This is a genomic window from uncultured Flavobacterium sp., from assembly GCF_963975515.1.
Lineage (GTDB): Bacteria > Bacteroidota > Bacteroidia > Flavobacteriales > Flavobacteriaceae > Flavobacterium.
Genome location: NZ_CAXBGY010000001.1, coordinates 1 through 26,980 on the forward strand (window position 1 = coordinate 1; position 26,980 = coordinate 26,980).

At 29.4% G+C, this 26,980-nt stretch carries 20 protein-coding genes; 7 read left to right on the top strand and 13 right to left on the bottom strand.

Translation table 11 applies throughout. The features are described from left to right. Nucleotides 1-446: 446 nt before the first annotated feature. On the top strand, nucleotides 447-1,355 hold the full coding sequence (locus AAC008_RS00005; protein WP_339886655.1) for a hypothetical protein: 909 nt from the start codon (nucleotides 447-449) through the stop codon (nucleotides 1,353-1,355). Beyond that, complete coding sequence (locus AAC008_RS00010) at nucleotides 1,352-5,641, top strand: caspase family protein (RefSeq protein WP_339886656.1); 4,290 nt, start codon at nucleotides 1,352-1,354, stop codon at nucleotides 5,639-5,641. Before AAC008_RS00005 ends, AAC008_RS00010 begins: the two co-directional genes overlap by 4 nt. 141 nt (nucleotides 5,642-5,782) lie before the next feature. On the opposite strand, the gene AAC008_RS00015 is transcribed toward AAC008_RS00010, so the two are convergent. From AAC008_RS00015 to mnmE, 5 genes are all read right to left on the bottom strand, one after another. Beyond that, entirely contained in the window at nucleotides 5,783-8,473 is a 2,691-nt protein-coding gene (locus AAC008_RS00015; protein ID WP_339886657.1) for a CHAT domain-containing tetratricopeptide repeat protein, read from the bottom strand. A 98-nt stretch (nucleotides 8,474-8,571) separates the two neighbouring features. Beyond that, nucleotides 8,572-10,533 carry a caspase family protein gene (locus AAC008_RS00020; protein WP_339886658.1) on the bottom strand — a complete coding sequence of 654 codons (1,962 nt, stop codon included), beginning with the start codon at nucleotides 10,531-10,533 and terminating at the stop codon, nucleotides 8,572-8,574. 5 nt (nucleotides 10,534-10,538) lie between these two features. Next, nucleotides 10,539-11,966 (bottom strand): hypothetical protein, encoded by a 1,428-nt coding sequence (locus tag AAC008_RS00025; protein WP_339886659.1) that lies wholly within the window; start codon nucleotides 11,964-11,966, stop codon nucleotides 10,539-10,541. A gap of 262 nt (nucleotides 11,967-12,228) precedes the next feature. Continuing rightward, a complete protein-coding gene (locus AAC008_RS00030; protein WP_339886660.1) occupies nucleotides 12,229-12,711 on the bottom strand; it encodes a hypothetical protein in 483 nt (160 codons plus the stop codon). Between the two features lie 88 nt (nucleotides 12,712-12,799). Beyond that, nucleotides 12,800-14,200, bottom strand: coding sequence for a tRNA uridine-5-carboxymethylaminomethyl(34) synthesis GTPase MnmE (gene mnmE, locus AAC008_RS00035; RefSeq protein ID WP_339886661.1), 1,401 nt, complete (start codon nucleotides 14,198-14,200; stop codon nucleotides 12,800-12,802). 408 nt (nucleotides 14,201-14,608) lie between these two features. On the opposite strand from mnmE, the gene AAC008_RS00040 reads away from it, so the two are divergent. Next, nucleotides 14,609-15,439 (top strand): universal stress protein, encoded by an 831-nt coding sequence (locus tag AAC008_RS00040; protein WP_339886662.1) that lies wholly within the window; start codon nucleotides 14,609-14,611, stop codon nucleotides 15,437-15,439. Nucleotides 15,440-15,509: 70 nt separating this feature from the next. On the opposite strand, the gene dnaN is transcribed toward AAC008_RS00040, so the two are convergent. From dnaN to AAC008_RS00065, 5 genes are all read right to left on the bottom strand, one after another. Next, entirely contained in the window at nucleotides 15,510-16,628 is a 1,119-nt protein-coding gene (dnaN, locus tag AAC008_RS00045) for a DNA polymerase III subunit beta (protein ID WP_339886663.1), read from the bottom strand. Nucleotides 16,629-16,836: 208 nt separating this feature from the next. Continuing rightward, nucleotides 16,837-18,519, bottom strand: coding sequence for a gliding motility-associated ABC transporter substrate-binding protein GldG (gene gldG / locus AAC008_RS00050; RefSeq protein ID WP_339886664.1), 1,683 nt, complete (start codon nucleotides 18,517-18,519; stop codon nucleotides 16,837-16,839). After that, nucleotides 18,519-19,244 carry a gliding motility-associated ABC transporter permease subunit GldF gene (gene gldF, locus AAC008_RS00055; protein WP_339886665.1) on the bottom strand — a complete coding sequence of 242 codons (726 nt, stop codon included), beginning with the start codon at nucleotides 19,242-19,244 and terminating at the stop codon, nucleotides 18,519-18,521. The genes gldG and gldF overlap by 1 nt, the downstream gene beginning before the upstream one ends. Nucleotides 19,245-19,387: 143 nt before the next feature. Then, nucleotides 19,388-19,684, bottom strand: coding sequence for an antibiotic biosynthesis monooxygenase family protein (locus AAC008_RS00060; protein WP_339886666.1), 297 nt, complete (start codon nucleotides 19,682-19,684; stop codon nucleotides 19,388-19,390). A gap of 38 nt (nucleotides 19,685-19,722) precedes the next feature. Beyond that, entirely contained in the window at nucleotides 19,723-20,547 is an 825-nt protein-coding gene (locus tag AAC008_RS00065; RefSeq protein ID WP_339886667.1) for an SAM-dependent chlorinase/fluorinase, read from the bottom strand. A 108-nt stretch (nucleotides 20,548-20,655) separates the two neighbouring features. Between AAC008_RS00065 and AAC008_RS00070 the strand changes: the two genes are divergently transcribed. The 3 genes from AAC008_RS00070 (at nucleotide 20,656) to AAC008_RS00080 (ending at nucleotide 23,407) form a co-directional block, all read left to right on the top strand. Next, nucleotides 20,656-21,606 carry a PhoH family protein gene (locus AAC008_RS00070; RefSeq protein ID WP_339886668.1) on the top strand — a complete coding sequence of 317 codons (951 nt, stop codon included), beginning with the start codon at nucleotides 20,656-20,658 and terminating at the stop codon, nucleotides 21,604-21,606. A gap of 223 nt (nucleotides 21,607-21,829) precedes the next feature. Then, complete coding sequence (locus AAC008_RS00075) at nucleotides 21,830-22,342, top strand: hypothetical protein (protein ID WP_339886670.1); 513 nt, start codon at nucleotides 21,830-21,832, stop codon at nucleotides 22,340-22,342. A 117-nt stretch (nucleotides 22,343-22,459) separates the two neighbouring features. Then, nucleotides 22,460-23,407 (top strand): phosphoribosylaminoimidazolesuccinocarboxamide synthase, encoded by a 948-nt coding sequence (locus tag AAC008_RS00080; RefSeq protein ID WP_339886671.1) that lies wholly within the window; start codon nucleotides 22,460-22,462, stop codon nucleotides 23,405-23,407. Between the two features lie 80 nt (nucleotides 23,408-23,487). Here AAC008_RS00080 and AAC008_RS00085 read toward each other — a convergent pair whose 3' ends face one another. Together AAC008_RS00085 and AAC008_RS00090 are read right to left on the bottom strand one after the other, a co-directional pair. After that, nucleotides 23,488-24,090, bottom strand: a complete 603-nt coding sequence (locus AAC008_RS00085; protein WP_339886672.1) for a DUF2238 domain-containing protein — start codon at nucleotides 24,088-24,090, stop codon at nucleotides 23,488-23,490. 135 nt (nucleotides 24,091-24,225) lie between these two features. Further along, complete coding sequence (locus tag AAC008_RS00090; protein ID WP_339886673.1) at nucleotides 24,226-25,314, bottom strand: M42 family metallopeptidase; 1,089 nt, start codon at nucleotides 25,312-25,314, stop codon at nucleotides 24,226-24,228. Nucleotides 25,315-25,419: 105 nt separating this feature from the next. Between AAC008_RS00090 and AAC008_RS00095 the strand changes: the two genes are divergently transcribed. Further along, nucleotides 25,420-26,091 carry a DUF4294 domain-containing protein gene (locus tag AAC008_RS00095; protein WP_339886674.1) on the top strand — a complete coding sequence of 224 codons (672 nt, stop codon included), beginning with the start codon at nucleotides 25,420-25,422 and terminating at the stop codon, nucleotides 26,089-26,091. Here the strand turns inward: AAC008_RS00095 and AAC008_RS00100 are convergent. Beyond that, a complete protein-coding gene (locus AAC008_RS00100) occupies nucleotides 26,081-26,941 on the bottom strand; it encodes an alpha/beta hydrolase (RefSeq protein ID WP_339886675.1) in 861 nt (286 codons plus the stop codon). The genes AAC008_RS00095 and AAC008_RS00100 overlap by 11 nt on opposite strands. Nucleotides 26,942-26,980 lie beyond the last annotated feature (39 nt).

The window sequence follows — 26,980 nt, forward strand, 5'->3', positions numbered from 1 at the left end:
GTGTTCCTAAAATTTTTGCGTGTCGGTTTATGGAACGCGGATGACACTTTTTTTTGCTAATCCCTTTCACTCAGTACTAATCCCTAATCCCTTTTACCCATTACCTTTTACCCATTACCCAAGTTTTTCACCCTGACAAAGTAAGAAACCCATACAAATCATTATAATTATTTTTAAAAATCTGTGAAAATCCGTTTAATCTGTGTCATCTGTGTTCCTAAAATTTTTGCGTGTCGGTTTATGGAACGCGGATGACACTTTTTTTTTGCTAATCCCTTTCACTCAGTACTAATCCCTAATCCCTTTCCTTTTTATAAGAAACCACACCAACCAAATACTCATCTACAACATAGCTACAAATCAAACACTTGTTAATAACTGAAAAGAGCAATTAAACATTTATAAGATAACTTTTATATATTTGTGTAATCCTTAAACATTTTTTTATGAAAGTATCCTTAAAAAATCTATGTGTTGCAGTTCCTTTAGCATTTCTTTTTTCTTGTTCCACGCATAAGAAATCGAATATTGTAGCTAATGAAGAGTTTATTGTTGAATTGAAAAAACCAGTTTCTCGAGGGGCTATTGATTTAGCATTACAAGGTTTGTTTTTGGGTGCTAATTATTTTGCAGAAAAAACTTCAAAGTCTTTGTCAAATAATTATACAAAATCAATTTCAATTAATGATTACTACAATACAGATACTGGTGAAGTAGAGAAGACCTACAATCAAATTCATATTAAGAAATATTCTAAGCCTACTGATAAAGAGAAAAAAGGAACATTAGCCAGTGAAATTAAAACTGAATATCAAGCGATTCCTAAATCAAGAGGAGCAAATGCTAGTTTAATGCTTTCAGAAGTCATAAGAGATGAAAAGGATGACCTGCTTAACTTTCATGCCGTGATTGAATTAAAAAGTGATCCAGAAAATCCGGGTGTCACACGTTTGAGTTTTAATGAATTGCGTATTCTTTTTTCTAAAACACGTATTTATTCGGACGAGAATTTGAATGCTAAAGTATCCATTGCTATTGAAGGTCAATGGAGAAGTACGGACGGTTCACCAATGACAAAAATGCTAATCGAACAAGCCTATGAATTTAGAAACTTAAAGTATGGTTATCACAATCAAATTAATGATCCTATTTTATCGCCATGGTATTATGATATTCCTATTACTTCAGCAATTGAAAACAATGGTAAATTTGGGGTTATAAATGTTACTATTCAAGTAGAAGAGTTTGAAGGTGGTAAAAGTAAATACATCAATAAACTTCCAGGAATATTAAGTGATAATAAAAGTAAGATTGTAAAAGATGGTGCTTCTGTAATTGAAAAAGTGATGAAGTGATAAAATCTAAATTTTACATATTCTTTTTTTTATTTTGTTCTTTCATTGTAAAAGCACAAACAGATTTTATTGAGACCCAAAACAAAATTACTACTTTCAAAGTTTCTAATGATGAAAAATATGTAGCATTTACTTCAGATAAAAAGATCTATTGGGCAAGTATTGATCAACTGAAATTATTAGATTCATTTGCTCTTGCAGTCCATGAAGATTATTATGTCAGTGCTATTGATATTCTTCCTAATAATAATGTTTTAGTACTCAAACAAAAGCCTCTTTTTGAAAAACGCTCTTTTACATATGACTTTTTAGAATATCCTCAAGATTCCATTCATTTGTTTAATCTTGCTGAACGTAAGATCACCAACTCTGTTCCAGGCAATAATCACATTCAGTTTTTATATGACCAAGAAAATAAGCTTATCGTTTCTTATAACGATTACTTTAAGTATCAAGATAGTTATGGGCAAACAAATTATAGTCCCTTAAAAGGAAAAATAACATTATATCCTACTGAGTTAACTATTGATGCACCAGGTGTTATTAGACATTTACTGACTCACCCTACCAAAAAAGAAGTGGTTTTAGTTTATTTTTATAAAGATGAAAATAAAAATAGACAATACGTTTTTGAAGTCAGAAGTTCTGAAACATTAGAAGTTATTCGAAAAAAGCAAATTGCATTAGTTGATATTGAGAGTGTTAGTTGTTCATCAGATGGAAGTGTTTGGAATTTTATAGTTAATGAAAGTTATAGTAAAACAAGCAATCATTTTTTTAATTATGAAACTCTTGAAGAAATTTCATCGGTAGATGCAAACATCAATTTTCCGGGTTGGATGTTAGAAAACAAGATAGTTAGATTAGATGATAATAGTATAAAAACTTTTAATGCTAAAACACTTGAACCTGAAGAGGAAATTTGGGCCAACCTCACAAAATTCAGTAGTTTTACAGGTTTTTATAGTTTAAATGCAACGACTATTTTAATTTTAGGAGAGAAGAGTAATTACTCAAATCATACTAAAAATGGTATTCAAAAGTTTTCTTTGCTTCAAGAAGAAATTTATACCAAAAAGCAGAAAGTAGCTGAAAACGAAATTATATTTGATCCCAATATTGCTTTATTAGCTACAAATACAGTTAAAGATGAAAGTCAAAATGTAAGTTTTTATGAGGATTGGATGGTGGTTACTTTTGTTAGTTCTGTAGAATTTTGGAATATTCCTAAACAAAAAAAATGGAGAACATTTTCTTTTTCTAAAAAAGCATATACTCATTTTTCAGAAAAGACCATGCAGCTTTTGGTTTTTGAAGAATCTACAGGTAAAAGTTTTGATGATTTTGTTATGAGGGTCATTGATTTACGAACGGGAGCAATACACTCTAAACTATTTGCAGATAACGAATATCGTTTTATTAATCCACTTGGAAATTCTTATACATTTATTCCAACTGATAATCCAAATCAATGGATAGGTAGAGATTACCAAGCTTTATGGTTGGTTGATACAGAAAAAATGGAATTTAAAGCCTTACATCGGTTTGAAAAGAAACTTTTTCCTAATAAACTTGTTGGAATTAAAAATAATCAATTATTGTTGAGCTTAACTGAAAGTGTTGAAAGTGATAATGGTTATAGTAAATACATAAAGAAAGGATATTATTGGTTTGATATAAATAAGATTCAACTTGAGAAAATTCCAAACTCTGAAGATTGGCTAAATGTACATATATTGGCTAGTAAAGAATTGGCTTATACTACAAAAAATGAATTCTTTTCTATAAAAAATGCTCAAAAAAATAAGATTAAAGATATTACTATTTTAGATAAACCTTCATTTTTAACAGATAAAGGACTTTGGATACAAAACAACAAAGGATTTTCAACCATTGATTATAATGGAATTGAGAAAAATGTAACCATTGATGGAGTTATTTCATATAATGGATTTGGTGCCAACTCAAATAACGCATTTGTTAAAACGTCAGAAGAGTTATTCACTTATGATTCTAAATCAGATTATTTAAATGCTTGGAGAATATCAAAAACAAAGAAGTTATTTTATCCAGAATCAGAAATACAAATTCATCCTTCAGGACAAGTTTTGTGGAGGAATAAACTTTTGATCAATTTAAATACTTTGTCATCCGAAAAAAAATATGATCTTAGTGAAGAAGCCTATTTGTTTGATAAGTTGCCTTATGTAATTCATAAAAAATTTAATAATGAGACTCAAAGTTTTCATTGGTTTATTGAACAATTTGATGAAAGCTCTAAAGAGATATGGATGAGTTCTCCTTTAAAAACAGAAGATATTTATTTTAGAGTAAGTAATTTTATTTTTTCTGAATCCGAAAATCAAATGTTAGGTTATCAAAGTGGATATTTTGTAACCTCTGCTGTGGATTATTTCTTTTGGGCTGATTGGAAAAAAAACATTTCAAAAACCATTAAAACCAATCAAAATATATTATCTATAAATAAAACAAATAACTTACAACTAGTTCAAGTTGTATTTGAAGGAAATAAATCAAAATACTTCAATATTGTTTCTGGTGGTTGGGAAAAAAAATTCGAGGAAAAATCAATCCATAAAAATCAGCCCTCGGTTGCTTTAGCATCACAACAAGTTGAATGGATAGATAATAATGGAGAAGAGAAATTTTTTTATAGTAGAGAGTATTTAAAGAGTAGCTATTTTTCCAAAAAAGCGGGAAAATTATTTGCTGGTTCAGATAACGGAAAAGTTTTTGTTTGGGATTTAGACAATTCCACTCCAAAGGAAATTATAAAAACAGGTACAACAGAACCTATAGTTCGTATAATTGAGAAAGACAATCAATTAATTGCAGTTGATAACTATGGTTCTCTTCATTTTATAGATAACAAGACATATAAATGGATTCTAACTATTGCGGTTCAAGAATATGAGGAAAATAAATACTCTGTACTATGGTTTACACCTGAAGGATTTTATAGTGCTGAAAAATCAGCTTTAAGAGATTTTCATTTTATCAAACAAGAAAAAGTATTACCTCTTACTATTTTTGATGCTTATCTTAATAGACCTGAAAAGATTCTTGAAAAATTAGCGAATACGGATACTACTTTTTTAAACCTCTACACAGAAGCTACTCAAAAAAGAATGAAAAAATTGGGCATCTCTGAAGATATAGATTTTTGGAATATAAAACGACCAGCGGTTACTTTTAATGAAAATTATCAGCCCTCTCTTACTACTGAAAAATTAAGTATTGATATACCACTTCATTTTTCTGAAAATGCTAAAACGTTTGAGGTTTACGATAATGGAGTATTACTAACAAAAAAAGATAATTTTACTAAAAAAGAGGATAAAATAAACGTTGTGCTTCATGCTGGAGAAAATAATATTTCAATTATAGCAAAGGATAAAAACTTACTTGAAAGTGATCCTTTATCTTTTAAAATTATCAATAAAAATGAAGTGAAACCTATAAATTACTATATTGGTATTGGGGTTTCCACCTATAAAGATTCTACCATGAATCTTAAATTTGCAGTGAAAGATATTGAAAAACTAGAAGAGTATTTTACTGAAAGATACAGAGACGATACAATTAAAACATTCAAACTTTTAAATAAAGATGTAACGGTTGAAAATATTAAAAAAATAAAAGACATTCTTAATAAGACAAATGTAAATGATAGGGTTGTAATTTCTTTTTCTGGACATGGTTTAATTAATAATGAAAAAGAATTTTATTTTGCAGGATATGATACCGATTTTTCTTCTCCAGAAAAGGCAGGAATTTCATATGAGTTAATTCAGAGTCTAACCGATAATATTCCAGCTCGTAAAAGACTGATTTTAATTGATGCTTGTCATAGTGGAAGTTTAGATGAAGATGAAGAATTATCAGTGAGCAATGATCCCAATGTAAAAGCACATGATATAAAGGGAAGTATTGTTGTTAAAGGAACTAAATCACAAACATTAGACAGTTATGAGCAAATGCAAAACTTATTTTTTGATTTGAATAAAAGCAATGGAACCATAATTATTGCTGCTGCTGGAGGAAAGGAATATGCTTATGAAGGAAAAGATTGGAACAATGGTGTTTTTACGTATAGTTTAATTAAAACTTTAGAGGAGAAAGGATATGACACATGGAAAGGTGATGTTGGAGTTCCTGTTTCTACCTTACAAAAAGAAGTGTATAAAAAAGTGCGAAATCTAACAAACGGAAAGCAAAAACCAACGGCAAGATCTGAAAACCCTGAATGGGATTGGAATTTGTGATTAGTTTATTTGATGGTTTTTTCTCTAGTTCCTATTAATATACTTTTGAATTGTATTATCACTAAATGAATCTCTTAATTTAGTTGAGGTTAATAGTTTTTTTAATCTTTTAGATAATTTAAAACATTCATTTCAGTTTGATTATTCAAAGAATATAAAAGCGGCCCACTTTTCTGGTTGTTTTCTATACTTTTTCATCATTTTTTTTTGTGTTGTTTTAAAAGCTAGTTTGGCATTGTTGCTCTTTTTCCATTTTGCATAAAATTGGTTCATAAATTCAGCTGTTTCAGCATCAGGTACTTCCCATAAACTCATAATAATACTTTTTACACCAGCCATTTTAAATGCACGCTGTAAACCATATACACCTTCAGAACCTTCAATATCTCCTAAACCGGTTTCACAAGCACTCAAAACAACTAAGTCGGTGTTTTTTAAGTCTAAACTAGAAATCTCTAAAGCAGTAAGAATGCCGTCATCTTCCTCAAAAGGATTATTTCCATGTTTCCAAGCATAATTGGCATTGGCAAGTAATAATCCTGAACGCAGCAATGGATTTTCAGCATATATATAAGTTTGTTTTTCCTGAATTGTTTTATTTTCATCTCCTACTTTTTCAAGCTTGGGAAAGAAAAAACCATGTGTAGCAATATGTATTACAGAAGGGCTTTCTCCACTTAAAGCTTTAAAAGCTGTTTCTGTAGCATCTTTGCCTATTAATTGTTTACTATTTGGAAGTAATATGTTGATTTGTGATATTTCTTTTTTAGTGCCAGGTAGATAGGAAAAGCCATTTATTGAAATGCTTCTGTTTTTGTTACTTCCTAATAATTGCTCACTCTGTAAAATATTATAGGTATTACTTTTTTGAATTATACTATCTTTCAATTTAGTGTATTCATAATCTACACCTCCAATGAGTACTATATCTTTCAAATTTGGTTCCTTGACGTTTTTTCTTATATCAGCGGTATTACCAACTTGTTCAATATCATATAATTCACCAATCAATTTATTATCTTCATTGGGTAAAGCTGCAAAAGGAATATTATGTAATAATCCATCGGGAGAAAAATAGATTTTAGAACTATTATTTGCATATTCTTCTATAGGTTTCCATATTAATTTATAAATACTATCTACAACTATACTTTTAGATATACTAGAATTACCTTTTGATCCTCTTGTTTTATATAGTAGATTTGGATTACTGTAGCTCGTAAAATATTGTTTTAGTTGATTCTCTTCAAATAAATTAATTACTTTAGGTGACTGCCAATCTTTTTTGTATAAATAAGCAACATACATTATACTATCTGTTTTACTATTACTAATTACTTTAAAATGATCAAATTCTATAGCAAGTTCATTTTCTTCTAATTTAGTATTCTTATAGTTTTTAACATAATTAATATCTTCTCCAAAATTGTCAGTATATAATTTAATGATTTCTCTTTCGAGCTCTTCTAATTGCTCTTGTTCTTGTTTAAAGTTAAGGTCTCTATCTAAAATAGATAATTGTTGTTGTTTGATAATAAATGCTCGTTTTACTCTTGTTTTTAAAACCTTTGAGCTAATATCTTTGTTATTTAAATTATCAAGTTCTGTTAAAATGTTTTTAGAGGCATTAAGTAAAAGTCCTTTTGAAGTTAAAATATTATTTATTGCTAACGGTATTGCTTCCTCGTACACATTATTAGTTAAATAATTGAAATTAGAAAATAATTTTAAGTCTGTAGAAACACTGTTTTTAACAAAATTTTCTTTCTCTTGATTAGTTAAAAAGTTGAAATTTTCTTTAATTTTTTTTTGAATAAAATTATTATGCTCTTTATACAGAGCTAACGATTTATCATAGTGTCCTAATCTTACATATAAATTTGCTAATTTTTTTACATTATCACTATAAACTGAACGGTAAACTATAGATTCTTCTTTATAATATTTTAATAAGTCTACAATAAATGGTAATGCTTTTTCTCCTTGATCAATGTCTACGTATATGTCAATTATAAGTTCTGAATAATGTCTAAAATAGAAACTATTATTTTTTTCATCTTGTAAAAATTTAATAGCCAATTTTAAGGCCTTATTTTTTTGTCCAATCAAATAAAATGTTTCAATTAAGTCATAGGTAATTGAATCGACATAATTTGGTTCTTTTTCTAAAGATATAAATAGATGTTCTATAAATTTCTCATAAAACTCTTTGGATTTTATGTTATTTCCTAATTTTAAATAACAATTAGCTATTTTTTTCAATCCAATTGCATAATTATACGAATCAATTCCAAATCTTTCTTCTGTTAGTTCTAACGCTTCAATATACAAAGTCAAAGCCTTATTATATTGTCCGATGTTTTCATAAGTTAGGGCTAATTTGCCGGTATAAAATATTTTTGTGTTTTCAGCAGCTAGCTCATCTTCATAAATTTTTAAAGCTTTATCATAAATCCCCATAACCGTATATGATTCTGCCAAACTACTCATAATAGATATGTAGAGATCATGTTTTTGTTCATCTAACTTCTCAATATTTTTTTTTATTTCTAAGAGAATTTTTTGAGCTTCTAGATTATCCTGAATATCCAAATATATTAATGCTAAGCTATATAACATACTATAATAACCCATATTTGAAACACCATATTTCTTTTTATATAAATCAATAGCCTTATTTTGTGACTCTAAAGCTAAATCAATTTCTCCATAAGAGTGATATCTTGAGGACTCTTCTGCTAGTAATTCAAACAAAGGGATTATTTCTTCAGTTTCTTGACTAAAAGAAAAGCAAGAAACTAAAAAAAAAGATATGTACAGAAGTTTTTTCATATATAATACTCTTTACCTGAATGAATATTAAAAAACGCATTAATTTAAGAAGATTTTTTAGAATGCTATTGCTATAATAATTTGTTTTATATAATTAATTACTTCTTCACAATCTCATACACAAACTCAGTAGTAAAACCATCCACATCACTGTTAGTACTATTTCCAGTAGCTCCTCTTGATTGGGTATAACTTTGTTGGATAAAATTTTCTAAAGGATTAGAATTTCTGCTTCCTTCACCACGTGTTGCCACTGTAGATTGAAAATTTATTGGAGTAGTGGTAGCAAATCCTTTTAAAATTAATCTTTCATAAGGAGGGCCAAAAGAATAAACACAATCTTTAAAAATCATGGTTTGTCCTGGAGATAATTTGCGTTCGTCATTAGTTAATGAGCAATTGTCGTTTGGCATAAAAGGAAAAATTTCTCCTTTGCTGTTAATTTCAATGATGCTGACGTAAAGTGCTTTTTTACTTTTATTGGTGATTTGTAAAACCACATGATCTTTTTCAGGAACTACTTCAAATATTCCGGCTTCGTTGATGAATTTAGACACTTCGATTAAATCTCCAGCTTTTTTTGTTTCTTCAGAATAATTAACAGGCAATAATTTAAACTCCATTTCATAAGCTTGATTCTTAAGGCTTAAATTTTTAAGATATTGTCCTTGGGCAAAATTGAAAAGTTTTTTATTGATATCCTCTAAAGTTGTTGCACCTCTTGTACTTTCATCTGTATCGATGGCTCCGATACCACTTGGGGATCTTAATTCAATGGCGTTTTTTATACTATTTAGTATAACATCTGCTTTTAGTGTATCTGTAACTATTGTACCTAAATTATTATCTTTTAAATAATTAGTCACACCTGTTTTAATAACATTATCTTTAATAGTTTTATCAAAATATACTTTAATTGCAATATCTCCATAAGACTGTTTGTCTATAATTACCCAAAATTCTTTTGTATTGGTACTGCTTAAGCTTTTATCCAACTTAATAATAGAAAGATTAAAATTTGACTTGGTAATAGTTCCTGTACATATAGTATTTTTATCAGTAACTTTTGTAGTTCCAGACGGGACAATTTTTACAGTTGTTCCTTCAAAAAGGCCTTGAATTTTTCCAGCATTAATATGTATTAAGTTAACATTTGGAATTTTAGCAATTTCAAAATAAGGTTGTTGCTGAACATATTCGCCATTAAATAATTTATAATCCATATCACCTTCAATAGTTGGAGTCTGCTTGGGTGAAATTACATTCATATTGGTAGCAATTTTTGAAAACAGTTGACGATAGGTAAAATCGCTTCCTAATTCAGTCATAGCTTTTGAAAAAGCGTAGCTTAAAGAACCAAATCCTTCATATTCATAATTCAATTCATCTGCAGAAGCTCCTGAAATCAATACAAATGGAGCTGCATCAGGATTTACTTTGGTACGTTCTACCATAGCACTCCCTTTTGTTTTATCATTTTCTAAAGGTTTCCAATCGTCTGGTGCAAAAGTTGCTTTTCCACCACGAGATTTTCTACCTCTAGTAGTTGAACCCGAATGGCAGCTGTCTAAAATGAATAATAACTGTCCTTTACTTCCTAAAGTATTTCTAAAATTTGCAATAATATTTCCCAATTCATCATCACGTAAATGATTTTCACCTTTGTAGTTAAATGTATATTTTACCCAAGCATCATAAGGAACTAAAGCTTCATCTTTTCCGTCAATTTCATCACCATTATCATCAAAAATTTGTTGACCATGACCAGAGTAATGAATTACTACAATATCTCCAGCTTTTAATCGTGATTTTAAGTTTTCAATAGCTTTAAGTATACCTTCTTTTGTAGCTTCTGCATCAATAAGTATGCTTATGTTGTTTTCAGAAAAACCTTGGTTTAAAAGGGCTTGTTTTATTAAGGGAACATCATTAACAGAACTAATTGTTGACCAGCCAGTTTTGGTAGGATAATCACCAATTGCGATGATTAATCCATATTTTTCAGCTGAAACATTTAAGGCAAATAAAAGAAAAAATAATAAGGTACTTTTTTTGAGCATAATGTTTAATTTAAATTAAAAATACTAAACGAAATTCCGAAGTAAAATCCAAAGTCATATACGTTTTTTGTAAAACTACTTACATCGTTTAATGAAGTCGTATCACCAACTTCTAAACCGTTGATTAATTTCTTAACAGGTCCATAAGCAACTCCACCAGATAAAGCCAAACGACTTTGATTTCCTAATATAATTGATGGTCCAAATAAATAATTGATTCCGTTAATTGCATCTGAAATAGGTACTGATATTCCAAAACTTCCTCCTAAATTAAAATTTTCTCCCATAACAGGATAAAAATTAATCATAGTACTCAAATTTGGAGTGAAATAATTATTACTATCTGCACCAATAACTCCATCTTCATCTATAAAATAATCATTTGACTTAGACTTAAAATTATTTAACGTTAAAGCTACACTGGTATTGATTTTAAAACCTCCTTTTGAAGATAACTTTACATGACGTGTTTTTAGGGTAGCCAAACTAGTGTCATCATCTAATTTGTTGGCAAAATCACTTTGTATAAACTGTAATTCTAAATTTACTTTATCAGCAGATATTTCATAATCATAAGTTTGTTCAAAAGATGAGGATTCTAAAGAAGTGTATAAAGATTCAATTTTATTTAAATTTTCTGTAGTCCAATTAGAAGATTCATTTAATTTGCCTAACAGAGCTTCTAAATTAGTATAAGTCATGTTTTGTGCTCTTAACTCTCCTCTAGAAACGGAAGTGTTTTCAATAGCTTGAGCATCAATTTCACTTTTTATTTCATTAATGTTTGCTGAAATGGTGTTAGAATCTTCATTAATTATTTTCTTTAAACTCGAAAGATATACATGAAAGTTTTGATTTGGATCAGTAATTCTTGAATCTTCTTGGATAGAAGCAACTTGAATTAGGTTTTTTAAAATGGTTTCTTTGTCTAGATTGGGATTGGTTAAGTTTGCTAATAACGTTTTTTTTAAAGCATCAATATTTGTAGATAAAGTATTTAATTCAGAAAATTTCGAATTAATTTTTTCTCCTCTTGATTTATTAGCGTTAGAGTTACCCTCACCTCTTGATGGAGCTAATGAATTAGATGGTAAATTGGTCACATTTAATTTTAAATCATTTCCAGAAACAGAAGTTATACCTCCTAATAAATTAGAAAAATTGAAACCATTTGAACCAGATGTATGAATTTCTTCTTCTTTAACATCAGTTTTTATGTTTACAGCAAATGGATTGACATTTAGTAACTTTATTTCGATTAAGCTATTCCTTTTAAACTTCGGATTGTTTAAAGTATCAATTATTTTGTTGGTCTTATCGAGTTTGAAATATTCAAAATTATCTGTTTTATAATCATATTGGATTCTATATTTTTCTTGAGCAAAAGTAAAAGTGGAGCACAAAATTATAGCTGAAAGTACTAATCTTTTCATATAATATAAATTTTAGTAAAGTTGAATACTATTTTATTTAGTTAGTTAACCAAATATAGATAAAATTTAATGAATTGAAAAATATACAAAAAATTAAGATTTTAATTTTTTAAGATAATCTTCTTAATTTCAGTTTAATTCTTTAATTTTTTTATAACTTTTTTAATTTTTCAATATTTTTAACAAAATATATAGATTTTGTAGGCAGTATAAATTAAAGAAGTTTTTTCTAATAAAATGAATGTTATATGTAGTCTTAAACTTAATCAAACCAATATTTTTTTTCAATAGTATATCCTTCTTTTTTAAAACTTTTCACAATATTTTTGGCTAAAGATTCATTGTTTTTTTCTGCGGATAAATGTAAAAAAAACAAATTATAATTACTTTTGGTAATCACTCCTTCTTTACTAGTTTGAGTAATTTTTACGGCATCAGTTTCTGTTTCAAAAATTACATTAATGTCTTTAAGAATTGATATAATTTTATCTAAAGCTATTTCTTGTTTTTCTTGATAAAATTCATTGTCATAATATGATTTTTTTTGAATAGTAATGCTCAAAATTTTATATTCTATTTTAAAAGGTTGAACAACAATTAAGCTATCTCCTTCAAAATAAGAATTATCAATTTGTCTTTGAAGTTCTTTAAATAACTCTTTGTTTAGAAGCTTTTCAATTTCATTGGTTTTTTGCGAAAAAGCAGTAATGGACATCAATAAAAATAAGATTACAAGTTTTTTCATGATGCTAATTTTAAATGAAGTAAAGTTATAATTACATAAAACTCATTTTAATAAGATTTATTGTAAAACTCATTTAAAAGAAGCGCAATTATTTGCCGATACAGAAATTAGCAAAAATATTTCCAAGAAGTTCATCGTTAGATACTTGACCTGTAATTTCACCAAAATGAAACAACGCTTGACGAATATCAATTGCCATTAAATCGGAAGACAAATTCTGGTCTAAACCAAAGCGGACTTTAGTAATTTCTTCTAACGCTTTCAATAAAGAATCGTAATGACGGGTGTTGGTTACAATCGTTTCATTATTTCTTAAAGCACCTGTGTTTACAAAAGAGAGTAGGGTAGTTTTAAGTTCTTCGATACCCGTTTTTTGTTTAGCAGAAATTGTTTCAAGCTTCAGGTTTAAAGTTTCAAGTTGTTTTCGTATGGATTCAATATCTTCTTTAGAAAGTAAATCAACTTTATTGATGATGACTACAAGTGGTTTTTGAGGAAATTTGTTCTTGATTTTCTCAATTTCAACCTGAAACTTTAAACCTGAAACTTGTAATTCTTTTGCGTCTAGCAAAAGGATTACGACTTGTGCTTGTTCAATCTTCTCAAACGTCTTCTGAATTCCGATGCTTTCTATTACATCTTTTGTTTCTCTGATTCCAGCCGTATCGATGAATCTAAAACCTATTCCTTCTATGACTAGTTCATCTTCAATAGTATCACGTGTTGTTCCAGCAATGTCGGAAACAATGGCACGTTCTTCGTTTAGTAAGGCATTTAATAAGGTTGACTTTCCCACATTAGGTTCACCCACAATGGCTACTGGTATTCCGTTTTTAATTACGTTTCCAACAGCAAAAGAATCGATTAGACGTTTTAATACAAATTCAATACGGTTTAGTAATTCGGCGAATTGGGTTCTGTCTGCAAACTCTACATCTTCTTCGGCAAAGTCTAATTCTAATTCGATTAAGGAGGCAAAGTTTAAAAGTTCTTCTCTTAATTTAGCTATTTCATTACTAAATCCACCACGCATTTGTTGCATGGCAATTTGGTGCGATGCTTCATTGTCAGATGATATTAAATCAGCGACTGCTTCTGCTTGTGATAAATCGAGTTTACCGTTTAAAAAAGCTCTTAAGGTAAATTCACCTGCTTGAGCCATTTTAGCTCCTTTACGAAGCAATAACTGTATGATTTGTTGTTGGATGAAAGTAGAACCATGACACGAAATTTCAACTACATCTTCTCCTGTATAAGAATGAGGATTTTTAAAAATGGAAAGTAGGATTTGGTCATAGATTTTTCCGTTATCTACTATGTGTCCCAAATGAATGGTATGTGTTTTTTGTTTTGCAATATCTTTACCTGAAACCGATTCAAAAACACTTGACGCAATGGTTATAGCTTCATTTCCAGAAAGACGAATTATGGCAATAGCTCCAGCTCCAGATGGTGTTGCTAACGCGACTATGGTTTCTTGGTTGATCATTTTTATAAGTGTTGAATTGTTTAACTGATTAATCGTTAAATTGTTTCGGTTGCAAAGATACTAAGATTTTTTGGTTGGGGTTTATTGGCTGTACAATGTTTCACAAAGTTTTTTTTGGAACACAGATTTTAGAAATTTTAGAAATCTTTATAATTTCTTGATTTGTGGGAAGTTGGAACGCGGATGATACGGATTTATTTCATAAATAGCTGATTTTTATAGATTTAAAATTTTGTAGAGTTGCTTGTTTGGGATTCTGGCATAATTTCAATTTTGTGGGTATAGTTTTTTTGTACTCTTTTTAAAATAATCGTTAATTTACTGAAAACATGATGGTTGTCATGAAATATCAAAAAAAACTTTTGTAATTTTATGTTGGATAAACCAATAACTTTATACTTTACTATTATGAAACGAATACTAATTCCTACTGATTTTTCTGAAGTGGCAACAAATGCATTTGTTTACGCATTAGAATTGGCTAAAATTATTGATGCAGAAATTATAGTGTTGCATACTTTTCAAATGCCCATAATTGATTACCAGTACTTTCCTGAAAATTATAAACAATTGTTTGATTCTTTTGAATTAGCAACGTTTGAAAAATTTAAAGATGAAATTCCGAAATTAAGAGACCTTGCTGAAAAACGCAATTTAGGACACATTAATCTATACCATAAACTTATGGATGGTGATTTGATAAGCAATATAAAAGAATGTGTTGTGGAAGAAAAAATAGATTTTGTAGTAATGGGAACTGCTGGAGCAAGTGGATGGAAAGAATTTTTTATTGGAACAAAAACCGGTGATGCTATTTCGTCTGTTAGTGTGCCTCTTTTGAGTGTTCCTTTAAAAGCACAATATAGAACTATACGTTATATATGTTTTACCACACGTTTTAGAGATAAAGATATTAAAGCGTTGCAAAGTGTACTACAAATTGCAAAACTAACACAAGCAGAAGTTAAATGTTTATATGTTCAATCGTTAGCTTCAGACGTTAAGGATGAAAAAATTGAGGCTTGGAAGAAATTATTTGCCAATGAGCAAGTTAGCTTTTTTGTTCATACTAGCGAATATGTTAAAGAGACTATCATTGATTTTATTGATATTCATGAGATAGATGTTTTAGCTATGGCTAATTATAAACGCTCTTTCTTTGAGGAATTATTTGTAACACATTTAACTGAAAAAATATCGTATAAAAGCAATATTCCGGTTTTAGTAATTCAGGAATAATTGTAAAAGCAAAAACCGTCAAGTTCATTTAAACAAGACGGTTTTTTTATATAATAGTGTTAAGGGAATTCTAGCTGTTCAACATTACTGGCATAACCAGCATCGTAACCGTTTCTCCTTCATCTAATCCGTCAATTGGCGTTAAGATTCCTGCTCTATTTGGCATAGACATTTCTAATTGAATTTCGTCTGATGTTAAGTTAGTCAACATTTCAGTTAAGAAACGAGAGTTGAATCCGATTTGAATATCATCACCTTGATAATCACAAGTAAGACGTTCGTCAGCTTTGTTAGAGTAATCTATATCTTCTGCAGAAATGTTTAGTTCAGTTCCTGCGATTTTTAAGCGAATTTGATGCGTTGTTTTGTTTGCGAAAATTGCCACACGTCTAACTGAATTCAAAAACTGAACTCTGTTAATGATTAATTTGTTTGGATTTTCTTTTGGAATTACAGCATCGTAATTTGGATATTTCCCGTCAATTAAACGACAAGTTAAAATATAGTTTTCTAACGTAAATGTTGCGTTTGAATCGTTGTATTCAATTTTAACTTCAGCATCTGTTGCTCCTAAAATTCCTTTTAAAATGTTTAAAGGTTTCTTTGGCATAATAAAATCGGCTACTTCAGAAGCTACTACATCTGTACGAGCATATTTTACTAATTTGTGAGCATCAGTAGCTACAAATATTAAACTTTGTGGTGAGAATTGAAAAAAGACTCCACTCATTACGGGTCTTAAATCATCATTTCCAGCAGCAAAAATAGTTTTGTTAATGGCTGTTGATAAAACATCTGCAGGAACTAAGGTTGAAGAAGGATCTTCTAATGCTACTGATTTAGGAAATTCCTCTCCAGGTGCAAATGCCAATGCATATTTTCCTGAATTTGAACTTATTTCAACGGTATTGTTATCTTCAACTGTAAATGTTAAGGGTTGTTCTGGAAACGTTTTTAAAGTTTCTAATAAAAGTTTTGCAGGTAAAGCTACACTTCCAGTACTTGTAGAATCAATTTCTAAAGAAGCTGTCATTGTAGTTTCTAAATCTGATGCAGAAACTTTAAGGGAATTATTGTCTAATTCGAATAAAAAATTATCTAAAATAGGTAAGGTGTTACTGTTGTTAATAACACTACCTAGTACTTGTAGTTGCTTTAATAAATAAGAGCTCGATACGATAAACTTCATCTTCTGGGTTTTAAAAATCCTTATTAATTTTAAGGATTACAAATATAATTTTAAATTTTGAAATTACAATTTTTATTTGTTGTTGATTTTGAGATTTTCGGATTTCGGATGTTCAGATAAATAAAACTTTATTTTAAACCGTTGACTAAAGTCAAACGGCAATTTATAAAGGATTTTTATTTTTAGTATTGGCTAAAGCCAATTTGAATTATCGTACATATTTTCTTTTTCGTAAAAATGTGAATATAAATCCAAATAATCCTAACAATACTAAAGGTAATCCAATTGTAATTAATTGAGCAAACGTGTAATTTTCATATACTTTTTCTTTGTCTAATAAAGGTAAATCTACATCTTTACTTCGGATGTTTATCAAACCATTATCGTCTAATAAATAGTTGACGCAATTCATTAAGAACTCTTTGTTTCCGTATAAATTGTTTGTGAATTTATCAAAACCTAATTCCATTGGATATCCATCTTTATCTAGTTGATTTTTAATGACATCACCATCTGAAACAAAAATCATTTTTGATTCTTTATTGATGTCTTTAAATTTAGAATCTTTGATAGGAAGCACTCTGTTTTTGTAAACCGATTTGAATTTTCCTTCCAATAAAACAGCCATTGGTAAAAGACCACCATTTGGATAATCTGTTGGTTGTGTTTCCTCAGTTACCAAATCTAAATTTATTGGAGTAGGTGTTCCAACTGGTTTCGAATATTCAGAACTTGTTAAAAGAACCGTTTTCTTAATGTCATTTTTAAGGATTTCGATTGGATTAGCAAATTCAAACTTAATCCCTTCTATGTTTTTTACAATAGGATTGTTTGAAGCTGGATAAATAAATGGAGAAAAACGCCAAGGAAATTCTTGATATTGTGTCTGACTTCCTTCTTGACCTGTTGCTAATTTTATCGTTGTTGCTTGTTCGTCTTTTACTAATTGATGATTAACACGAATTCCGTATTGAAAAAGTTGATCCGTTAAATTTAAGTCTAAAGGATAAGCTAAAATTTGGGGTTGTGTAAATAAACTATCCATATCAGCCTTAACGGCATCCACTAACCAAAGGGTTTTTCCACCATTAACAATAAATTGATCAATGACTTGTTTTTCTTCATCCGTAAAAGCTTCTGTTGGTTTCGCTATGATTGCCATATCATATTTCTGCAAAGCTTCAATAGTTTGAATGGGTTGTTTTGCAACTGAATCTAAAGTAAAAGTTCCAATAAAATAGCTTTCACGTACTGTTTTTAAGAAATCAGCCATGTATTTATCTTGCAACTCACCATTTCCTTTTAAAACAGCAATTTTCTTTTGTTTGGTTTTTGTGATTTTATTTAAGGCATCAGCAAAAGCAAACTCCATATGTTGTACAGAGCTAATTACTTTATCTTCGGTGGATGCACCCATCAAATTTTTAAGTAAAGCTACTTTGGCACTTTTATCACCATAAGTTGTAACAGCCCACGGAAAAACAACTTCTTGCGTTTGTTTACCTTTATCATCAACCGTTATGCTTAAAGGCATTAAACCTCTTTCATAGAAGTTTTTCATTACTTCAACGCGTTCTTCTTCTTTTTCGATTGGATTAACGAATTGAAAAATAATGTTCGAATTATAAGCCGTAAATTCTTCTAAAAGTTGTCTGGTTTCGTTTTGTAATCGTTTGAATTCAGGTGGAAATTTTCCTTCCAAAAAAACATCAATATATAAAGGTGAATCAACAGATTCTATAATACCTAAAGTTGTTTCTGATAAAGTATATCGCTTGTCTTTGGTTAAATCAAACCGCTTGAAAAAGTAATTTCCAAAAATGTTTATTACCAATAAAACGGTTGCGATGATTCCTAATTGCTTCAGGCTATTTTTTTGATTTGCTACCATTACCATTTTAAAGATTTAAGTTGATAAACAGTTGCTGCTAAAAATACAATAGTTACACTGATGAAATATAAAACATCACGGGTATCAATTACTCCACGACTCATGCTTTTAAAATGATAATCCATTCCAAATGAAGCAAAAAGACCACTAAATTCTCCCATGAAACTTGCAATTCCATCAAATCCAAAATAGAAAAAGAAACATAAGAAAACCGAAATAATAAAGGCTACAATTTGATTTTCAGAAAGAGTAGAAGTAAAGACTCCAATGGCAGTATATCCGCAGATTAAGAATAAAAGTCCAAAATAAGAGCCGATTGTGCTTCCCAAATCGATATTTCCTTCTGGATTTCCGAAGTAAGAAATCATTACTACATATATTAAAGTTGGTATTATTGCAATAATAATTAACAATAAAGCACCAAAGAATTTTCCGTTTACAATTTCCCAAATAGAAAGTGGTTTTGTAAATAACAATTCAATTGTTCCTTGTTTTTTTTCATCTGAAAAACTACGCATAGTCACAGCTGGAATAAGGAAAATAAGTATCCAAGGAGAAAGTTTAAAAAACGGACTCATATCGGCAAATCCCGAATTAGGAATATTAAAATCTCCTTCAAAAACCCATAAAAATAATCCGTTGAGTACTAAGAAAATGGCAATCACCAAATAACCAATCGGTGAACCAAAAAAGGATTTTATTTCTCTTAAAAGTAATGCTTTCATATTTATGCTGAACTTGTTTCAGTATCTTTTTTGTTGAATTTTCGATTGTTTGATTATTTGATGTTTCGAAAAATCTAATAATCTAAAAATCGAGTAATCGAATTGCAAATGTACTATATTAGTTTAGAAAGTAAAAACAACTTTTAACCTAAAGTGACTAATTTATCAACACTCCAAGCTTCTGGTTTATCACTAAACAAGTCTTTTGTGAACTTCCAAACAATGCCAAAAAGTTCCGATTTTCTATAATTTTCTAAATCTGATTCGTTTTCCCAATAGCTATACGTAAAGAAAATACGTGGATCATTTTTATCTTGATATAATTCTAATAAACGGTTTCCTTCGAAATTTCGTATGTGGTTTTTATTTTCTTCAAAATTCTTTAAGAAAGTTTCGATTTTATCTTCTTGAAAACGCATTTTTACTATTCGTACAAACATAATTTTAAGGTAATGGGTTTTGGGTAATGGGTAATAGGTTATTTGAATTTAATGGAAACATTATCTCTAAATTTTAACCCTAATAAAGAAGTTGCTGAACCAACAGTATCTGGATTTCCATTATAAATTGCGATTTCTAAATAACCAGCTTCATTAAAAAGAGCTAAATATTCTCCTTCAAAATCTTTTAATTTTTTTGTTGCTGTAATTTTAAAATCTGAATATTTTTTATGAATTACTTCAACAGTTTTATTTTTAAATTTAATTTCAAAGTTTCTGTTTTTTGCTGTTTCTTCAAATACTTTTTTAGTAATATTGGTTACACAATTTCCGAAATGATCAATATAAATTACATTGCCTTTTATTTCTTCAAGCGTATCAGAGACAATAAGGTTTTGAGTGTAAAACTCGTTTAAAACATCAATCTCTTTACCAATAACACTCATGTTGCCTCCTTTTGCTAAGTGACAAGCTACAGTTGCAAAAACACTCATATTTGAAATGTCTTCTAATCTATCGTGAATGTTGATAATGGCTATTTTTTGTGCTTTTTTCTTCTGTATTAAAGAATTTAAGATTCCATTATCTGCAGCAATAAAAAATTGATCTTCCCATAGCATTACTATATGTTCTATACCTTCTATTCGTTCTGCATTAACACAAATAATATGTACCGTGTTTTTTGGAAAATTTTTATAAGACGCCTCAAGTATGTAACTGGTTTCAAATACATTAAATAAATCTATTTGATGCGTTAGGTCAACAATTTTAGCTTCTAAAAATTGAGATAATATTTTCCCTTTCAAAGCACCAACATAATGGTCTTTGGATCCAAAATCAGATGTAAGGGTAATTATTGACATAAATTTGTTTATAACTTAAAATAATAGTGGCATTATTTTTCTTAAATTTGAATGCAAAGCTAATGTATTTTTTAGCGTCCCAAAAAAATAATTAAAAAAAGAAAGCCCTTGAACGAAAGAATCATTGAATTAATCGACATTGCTCCAAAAGAATTTTGGGGAACGCAAGATGCCAATCTTGAAGCTATCAAAAAGTATTACCCAAAACTTAAAATTGTTGCTAGAGGTACAGTTTTAAAAGCCTATGGTGAAGAAGAAATTTTAAATGAATTTGAGGTACGTTTTAGGAGATTGATGCAGCATTTTACAAGATATAATCGCATAGATGATAATGTTATTTTACGTGTCCTAGAAAGTGATGCGCAAGAAACACAAGTCATGGATAACAAAGATAAAATTCTTGTTCACGGAATTGGTGGAAAGTTGATTAAAGCCATGACTCCAAACCAACAAAAATTAGTTGACTTAGTGTATAAAAACGACATGGTTTTTGCCATTGGTCCAGCCGGAACGGGTAAAACCTACACCGGTGTAGCTATGGCTGTGAAAGCTTTAAAAGAAAAACAAGTCAAACGAATTATTTTAACTAGACCAGCCGTTGAAGCAGGAGAGAACCTTGGTTTTTTACCCGGTGATATGAAAGAAAAGTTAGATCCATATATGCAACCTTTATATGATGCTTTACGCGATATGTTGCCACCTCAATCGTTAGAAGATTATTTGCTGAAAGGAATTATTCAAATTGCACCTTTGGCCTTTATGCGTGGAAGAACTTTAGATCATGCTTTTGTAATATTAGATGAAGCTCAAAATACAACGCATAATCAAATGAAAATGTTTTTAACTCGTATGGGTAAAAATGCAAAATTCATGATAACAGGTGATCCTGGACAAGTCGATTTACCGAGAAGAACAATCTCTGGTTTAAAAGAAGCAATACTTGTCTTAAAAGATGTTGAAGGTATTGGAATTATCTATTTAGATGATAAAGATATTGTTAGACATAGATTAGTCGGAAAAGTTATTGAAGCGTATAAGAGTATAGAGAATCGAGATTAGATTTTAGAAATCAGAAAATTGAAGAAAGAAAATTGATTAAACCATTTGTGAGAATAAATGGTTTTTTTTATGGCTTTTTTTATTTTGAATAAACTAATTTTTTGCTGACAATCAACAATATAGATGCATTGGGCTTTTAATTCTATAAACATTCCTAATAATCTTGTAAATCATTTTGACTAGACTTACCGAAATTTGTACCATAACAAAAAAGAAAAACATTATGAAAAATTTATTTTTAATTATCGGATTATTAGGATTAAGTCCACTTTTTGCTCAACAGACTGAAATAGACATTACACCAAGTAATTCATGGCTTAAAGCTGGAGTAACAGCAGGAATACCAGTTGGAGATGCAAATGATGTATCGTCATTTAATTTAGGTCTTGATTTGAGAGGACAGTATTTATTCAACCCAAATTTTGCTATTGGTGTGGCTTCTGGTTATAGTCATTTTTTCGCAAAAGATAACTTTGAAGACTTTGGAGTTGTTCCAGTTGCAGGGTTCTTACGTTATTATTTTACACCAAGTGGAATTTTTATTGGATCTGATTTAGGGTATGGATTTTTAACTAATGTTGATGATAACGATGGTGGTTTATACGTGAATCCACAATTAGGATACCATAACAGAGATTGGAACATATACGCTTTTTACCAAAATACATTTGCAGAAAACGATGTTGACTTGCAAACAGTTGGTTTAGGTGTAACGTACAATATTCGTTTTAAATAAGCGTTTTTGTTTAATTAAGTTGGAAAAGGAGAAAGTAATTTCTCCTTTTTTTGTTTTGATATTGTTTGGCATTGGTAAACAAATTACATTTGCATAACAAACAACACACTACTTTAAATGAATACAATTACTACTACCAATTTCAATTTTCCTAATCAAAAATCGGTTTATCACGGAAAAGTTAGAGAAGTTTATAACATCAATGACGATTTATTAGTTATGGTTGCAACCGATAGACTATCTGCTTTTGATGTCGTAATGCCAAAAGGAATTCCTTATAAAGGTCAAATCTTAAATCAAATTGCTACACGATTCATGGAGTTGACTTCAGATATTGTACCCAATTGGTTAATTGCAACTCCAGATCCTAGCGTTGCTGTTGGACATTTATGCGAACCTTTTAAAGTTGAAATGGTTATTCGTGGTTACTTAGCAGGTCATTCAGCAAGAGAATATGCTTTAGGTAAAAGAATGCTTTGTGGTGTTGCTTTACCAGAAGGATTGAAAGAAAACGACAAATTTCCAACTCCAATAATTACACCTTCTACAAAAGCAGATAATGGAGAACATGATGAAGATATTTCTCGTGAAGACATTATAGCGAAAGGAATTGTTAGTGAAGCCGATTATTTAGTTTTAGAAAAATACACAAGAGCTTTATACCAAAGAGGAACTGAAATTGCTGCTTCTCGTGGATTAATTTTGGTAGACACCAAATACGAATTTGGAAAAACAAAAGATGGTCAAATCGTTTTGATTGACGAAATTCACACACCAGATTCTTCTCGTTATTTTTATGCTGAAGGTTATCAAGATAGACAAAATAGAGGAGAAGCTCAAAAACAATTATCTAAGGAATTTGTACGTCAATGGTTAATTGCCAATGGTTTTCAAGGAAAAGATGGACAACAAATTCCAGATATGTCTGACGAATACATTACAACCGTTTCTGAAAGATACATTGAATTATATGAAAATATTTTGGGTGAAAAATTCGTAAAAGCTGATATTTCAAACATCAATGATAGAATTGAAAAGAATGTTTTGGCTTATTTGAAGAAATAGGTTTTAGCCACAGATTTACAGATTAATTGAACCATTAAGAGATTTAGAAAGTTAAGTTTAGCTTAATGAAACTTAATTTTTTAATGGTTTATTTTTTCTAAATACTTGTCCTGAAACTTACTCATAAACACCAAAGCACAAACAGCACCAATAGTTGCATAAAGCATATCTGATTGTGTGTCCCAAATATACCCTTGTGTTCCTAAAAAAGCATCACCACCTTCACCAGTCATTAGAGAAACTGCCCATTCAATCCATTCATAAGCTGCACTAATTGCTAAACAAATGGATACAATTATAAAATTGAAAAAGCTTTTGTTGGCAATTACATTTTTTCTGATAAATAATTCACGGATAATTAATGCAGGCACAAATCCTTGAGCAAAATGTCCCACTTTATCATAGTTATTTCGACTTTGATCAAAAACTTCTCTAATCCAATCAAATAAAGGAACTTCAGCATACGTATAATGTCCTCCAATAAAGAGAATTATACAATGAATTAAGATAAAAAAGTATGTGAAATCAGTAAATCGAAACTTTTTAAAAGTAAAAGCTAAAATCAAAACACCAATAATAGCTGGAATTATTTCCAAAAAGCAAGTAAAACCTTCATTCGGATTAATAATGGACCAAATCATGGTTCCAAAAAACACAACCAACATTATATAGATATTTTTCATAAAGTTTAAAAAAGGTTAAGTGGTTAAAAGTTTAAAAGGTTAAAAGGGATTGTCGAAAAACTAGTTTCAAAAATCCCTTTAATTCTTTATTCTTTTTTTCCGAAAATCCCTTATCTGAAAATCCGAAAATCTTAATTATTTAAAATAAGAAAACGTTTCGTTGTTTTCTATTTTCAATAATGATTCATAAATTAATTTGATTACGTTTTCAACATCATCTCTGTGAACCATTTCTACAGTCGTGTGCATGTAACGTAAAGGTAATGATATTAATGCAGAAGCGACACCACCATTACTATAAGCAAAAGCGTCCGTATCTGTTCCTGTTGCTCTAGAAGAAGCATTTCTTTGGAAAGGAATTTTATTTTCTGTCGCTGTATCAACAATCATTTCACGTAAAACGTTTTGAGTTGCTGGAGCATAAGCAATAACTGGACCTTTACCCATTTTTAAATCACCTTCAATTTTTTTATCAATCATTGGTGTATTAGTATCGTGACAAACATCTGTAACAATAGCTACATTTGGCTTAATTGTTTGCGTTATCATTTCTGCACCACGAAGGCCAATTTCTTCTTGCACTGAATTCACGATATACAATCCAAAAGGTAATGTTTTCTTGTTTTCTTTCAATAAACGAGCTACTTCAGCAATCATAAATCCACCCATTCTGTTATCAATAGCACGGCAAATGAATTTATTTTCGTTAAGAATTTCAAATACATCTGGATAAGTCACAACACATCCTACATGAATTCCCATTTTCTCAACTTCTTCTTTAGTTTCACAACCACAATCAATAAAAATATTGTCAATTCGTGCTGGTTCTTCTTTAGATTTATTTCTTGTATGAATGGCTGGCCATCCAAAAACACCTTTTACAATTCCTTTTTTAGTGTGAATATGAACTCTTTTAGAAGGAGCAATCATGTGATCACTTCCACCATTTCTAATTACATAAATAAAACCTTCATCAGTAATGTAATTTACATACCAAGAGATTTCATCAGAATGTCCTTCAATAACCACTTTATATTTTGCATCTGGATTAATGATTCCAACTGCTGTTCCGTATGTATCTGTTGTAAAAGTGTCTACATAAGGTTTTAAATAATCCATCCAAATTTTTTGCCCTTCAGATTCATAACCTGTTGGAGATGCGTTATTTAAATATTTTTCTAAAAATGTAAGTGAACTTTTGTTTAAAATTGATTTTGTACTCATAAAGTTTAAATTTTTGCTAAATTAAGAATTAGTAATTAGACTTACACATTAATTCTATATTTTTGGTCTATTATTTGATTCATTAAAAAACAAATAGTTATTTGCATGAAAAAATTAGCCTACTTATTTTTCTTTTTTATTTCTTTTTTATCTTTTGCTCAAGATAAAGATTCGATTGTAACTACTACCGATACTATTCATTACACCATAGAATTAGAGGAAGTTATTTTAACCGAAAATGGAGCTTATACTATGACAGAAGAGCAGAAGCGAATGGCTATTTTAAAACGTAGGGTTTATAAAACATATCCTTATGCTAAGATGGCTTCTGAAAAATTAGTGGCTATGAATGCAATGATGGAAAAGTTAAAAACAGATAAAGAAAAAAAGAAATATTTTAAAATCGTTGAAAAGTATTTGACAGAAGAATTTGAAGCTAAGCTTAAAAAGTTATCTAGAAAAGATGGTCAAATTTTAGTAAAACTAATCAATAGGCAAACAGGAAGTACAACCTTTGATTTAATTAAAGATTTAAAAAGTGGTTGGAAAGCATTTTGGTCTAACAGTACTGCTAGATTATTTGATATAAACCTAAAAACAGAATATAAACCTTATACTGTTTTGGAAGATTTTAATATAGAAAGTATTTTATTAACTGCTTTTGAAAATAATATTTTATCAAGACAAGCAGCAAAAGAGCCTATTGATTTAGATAAACTTATTAGTACTTGGAAAGAAAAAACAGCTGAAATGAAAGCCGAACAAACTAATCAATAAATTGATTGATTTGATTTATAACTTCATCACTACCTAAAATTTTTCTGTGCCCTAACTCTTCGGTTAAATACAATGTACTATTTTTAGAATATTTATGAATGTTTTCTGCACAATAAACACCAACCTCTACATCATCTTTATCGTGTATTATTAAATGAGGAATATCAAAATTTTGAATTACATAACTTGTATCATAATCTGACATTTTATCATTCAATTTTTTCTCAAAATAGGCTGTTAATTTTGAAGCAAAAGTTGGTTTTAATTGCAACTGTTTAATAAAATCTATTATGATATCCGAAATTTTATCACCACTTCCTATTGTCACAATTTTTTTGGTTTGAAATCCTTTTCTCAACGCATTTATTATTGCCATTCCACCAAGTGAGTGTCCAATTGCGTAATCAAATGATCCGTATTTTTTTTCTAGTGTCAAAATGCATTCAATAAACTCTAGCATCATGGATTTATTGCCCTTAGATTTACCATGGCCAGGAGCATCAAAACTAATTACTTCATAGCCTTTTGCAACCATTGCATCAGCAATTTTATATAATTGAGTCCCTCTTCCAGACCAACCGTGAACTAATAATATCTTTTTATCTCCTTTACCATAACGATAAACAACAACTGTTTTATTAAGACTTTCAATAAATACATTTTCCTGACTACTTTCATCAAGCATTGGTCTTTCTCTTTTCGGAACCTTATATTTTATTGGAGTTGTGAATAATTTAGCTGCAAATCGAATCGTTAATGATGTTGATATACTTTGAAGAACTTTACCGGTTTTAATTATGAAGGAAGGAATTTCAATTCCTTGTTTATTTTTAGAAGATTTTTTTGACATGTATTGTAGGTTTTGAGTGCAAATTTATCATTATTTAAT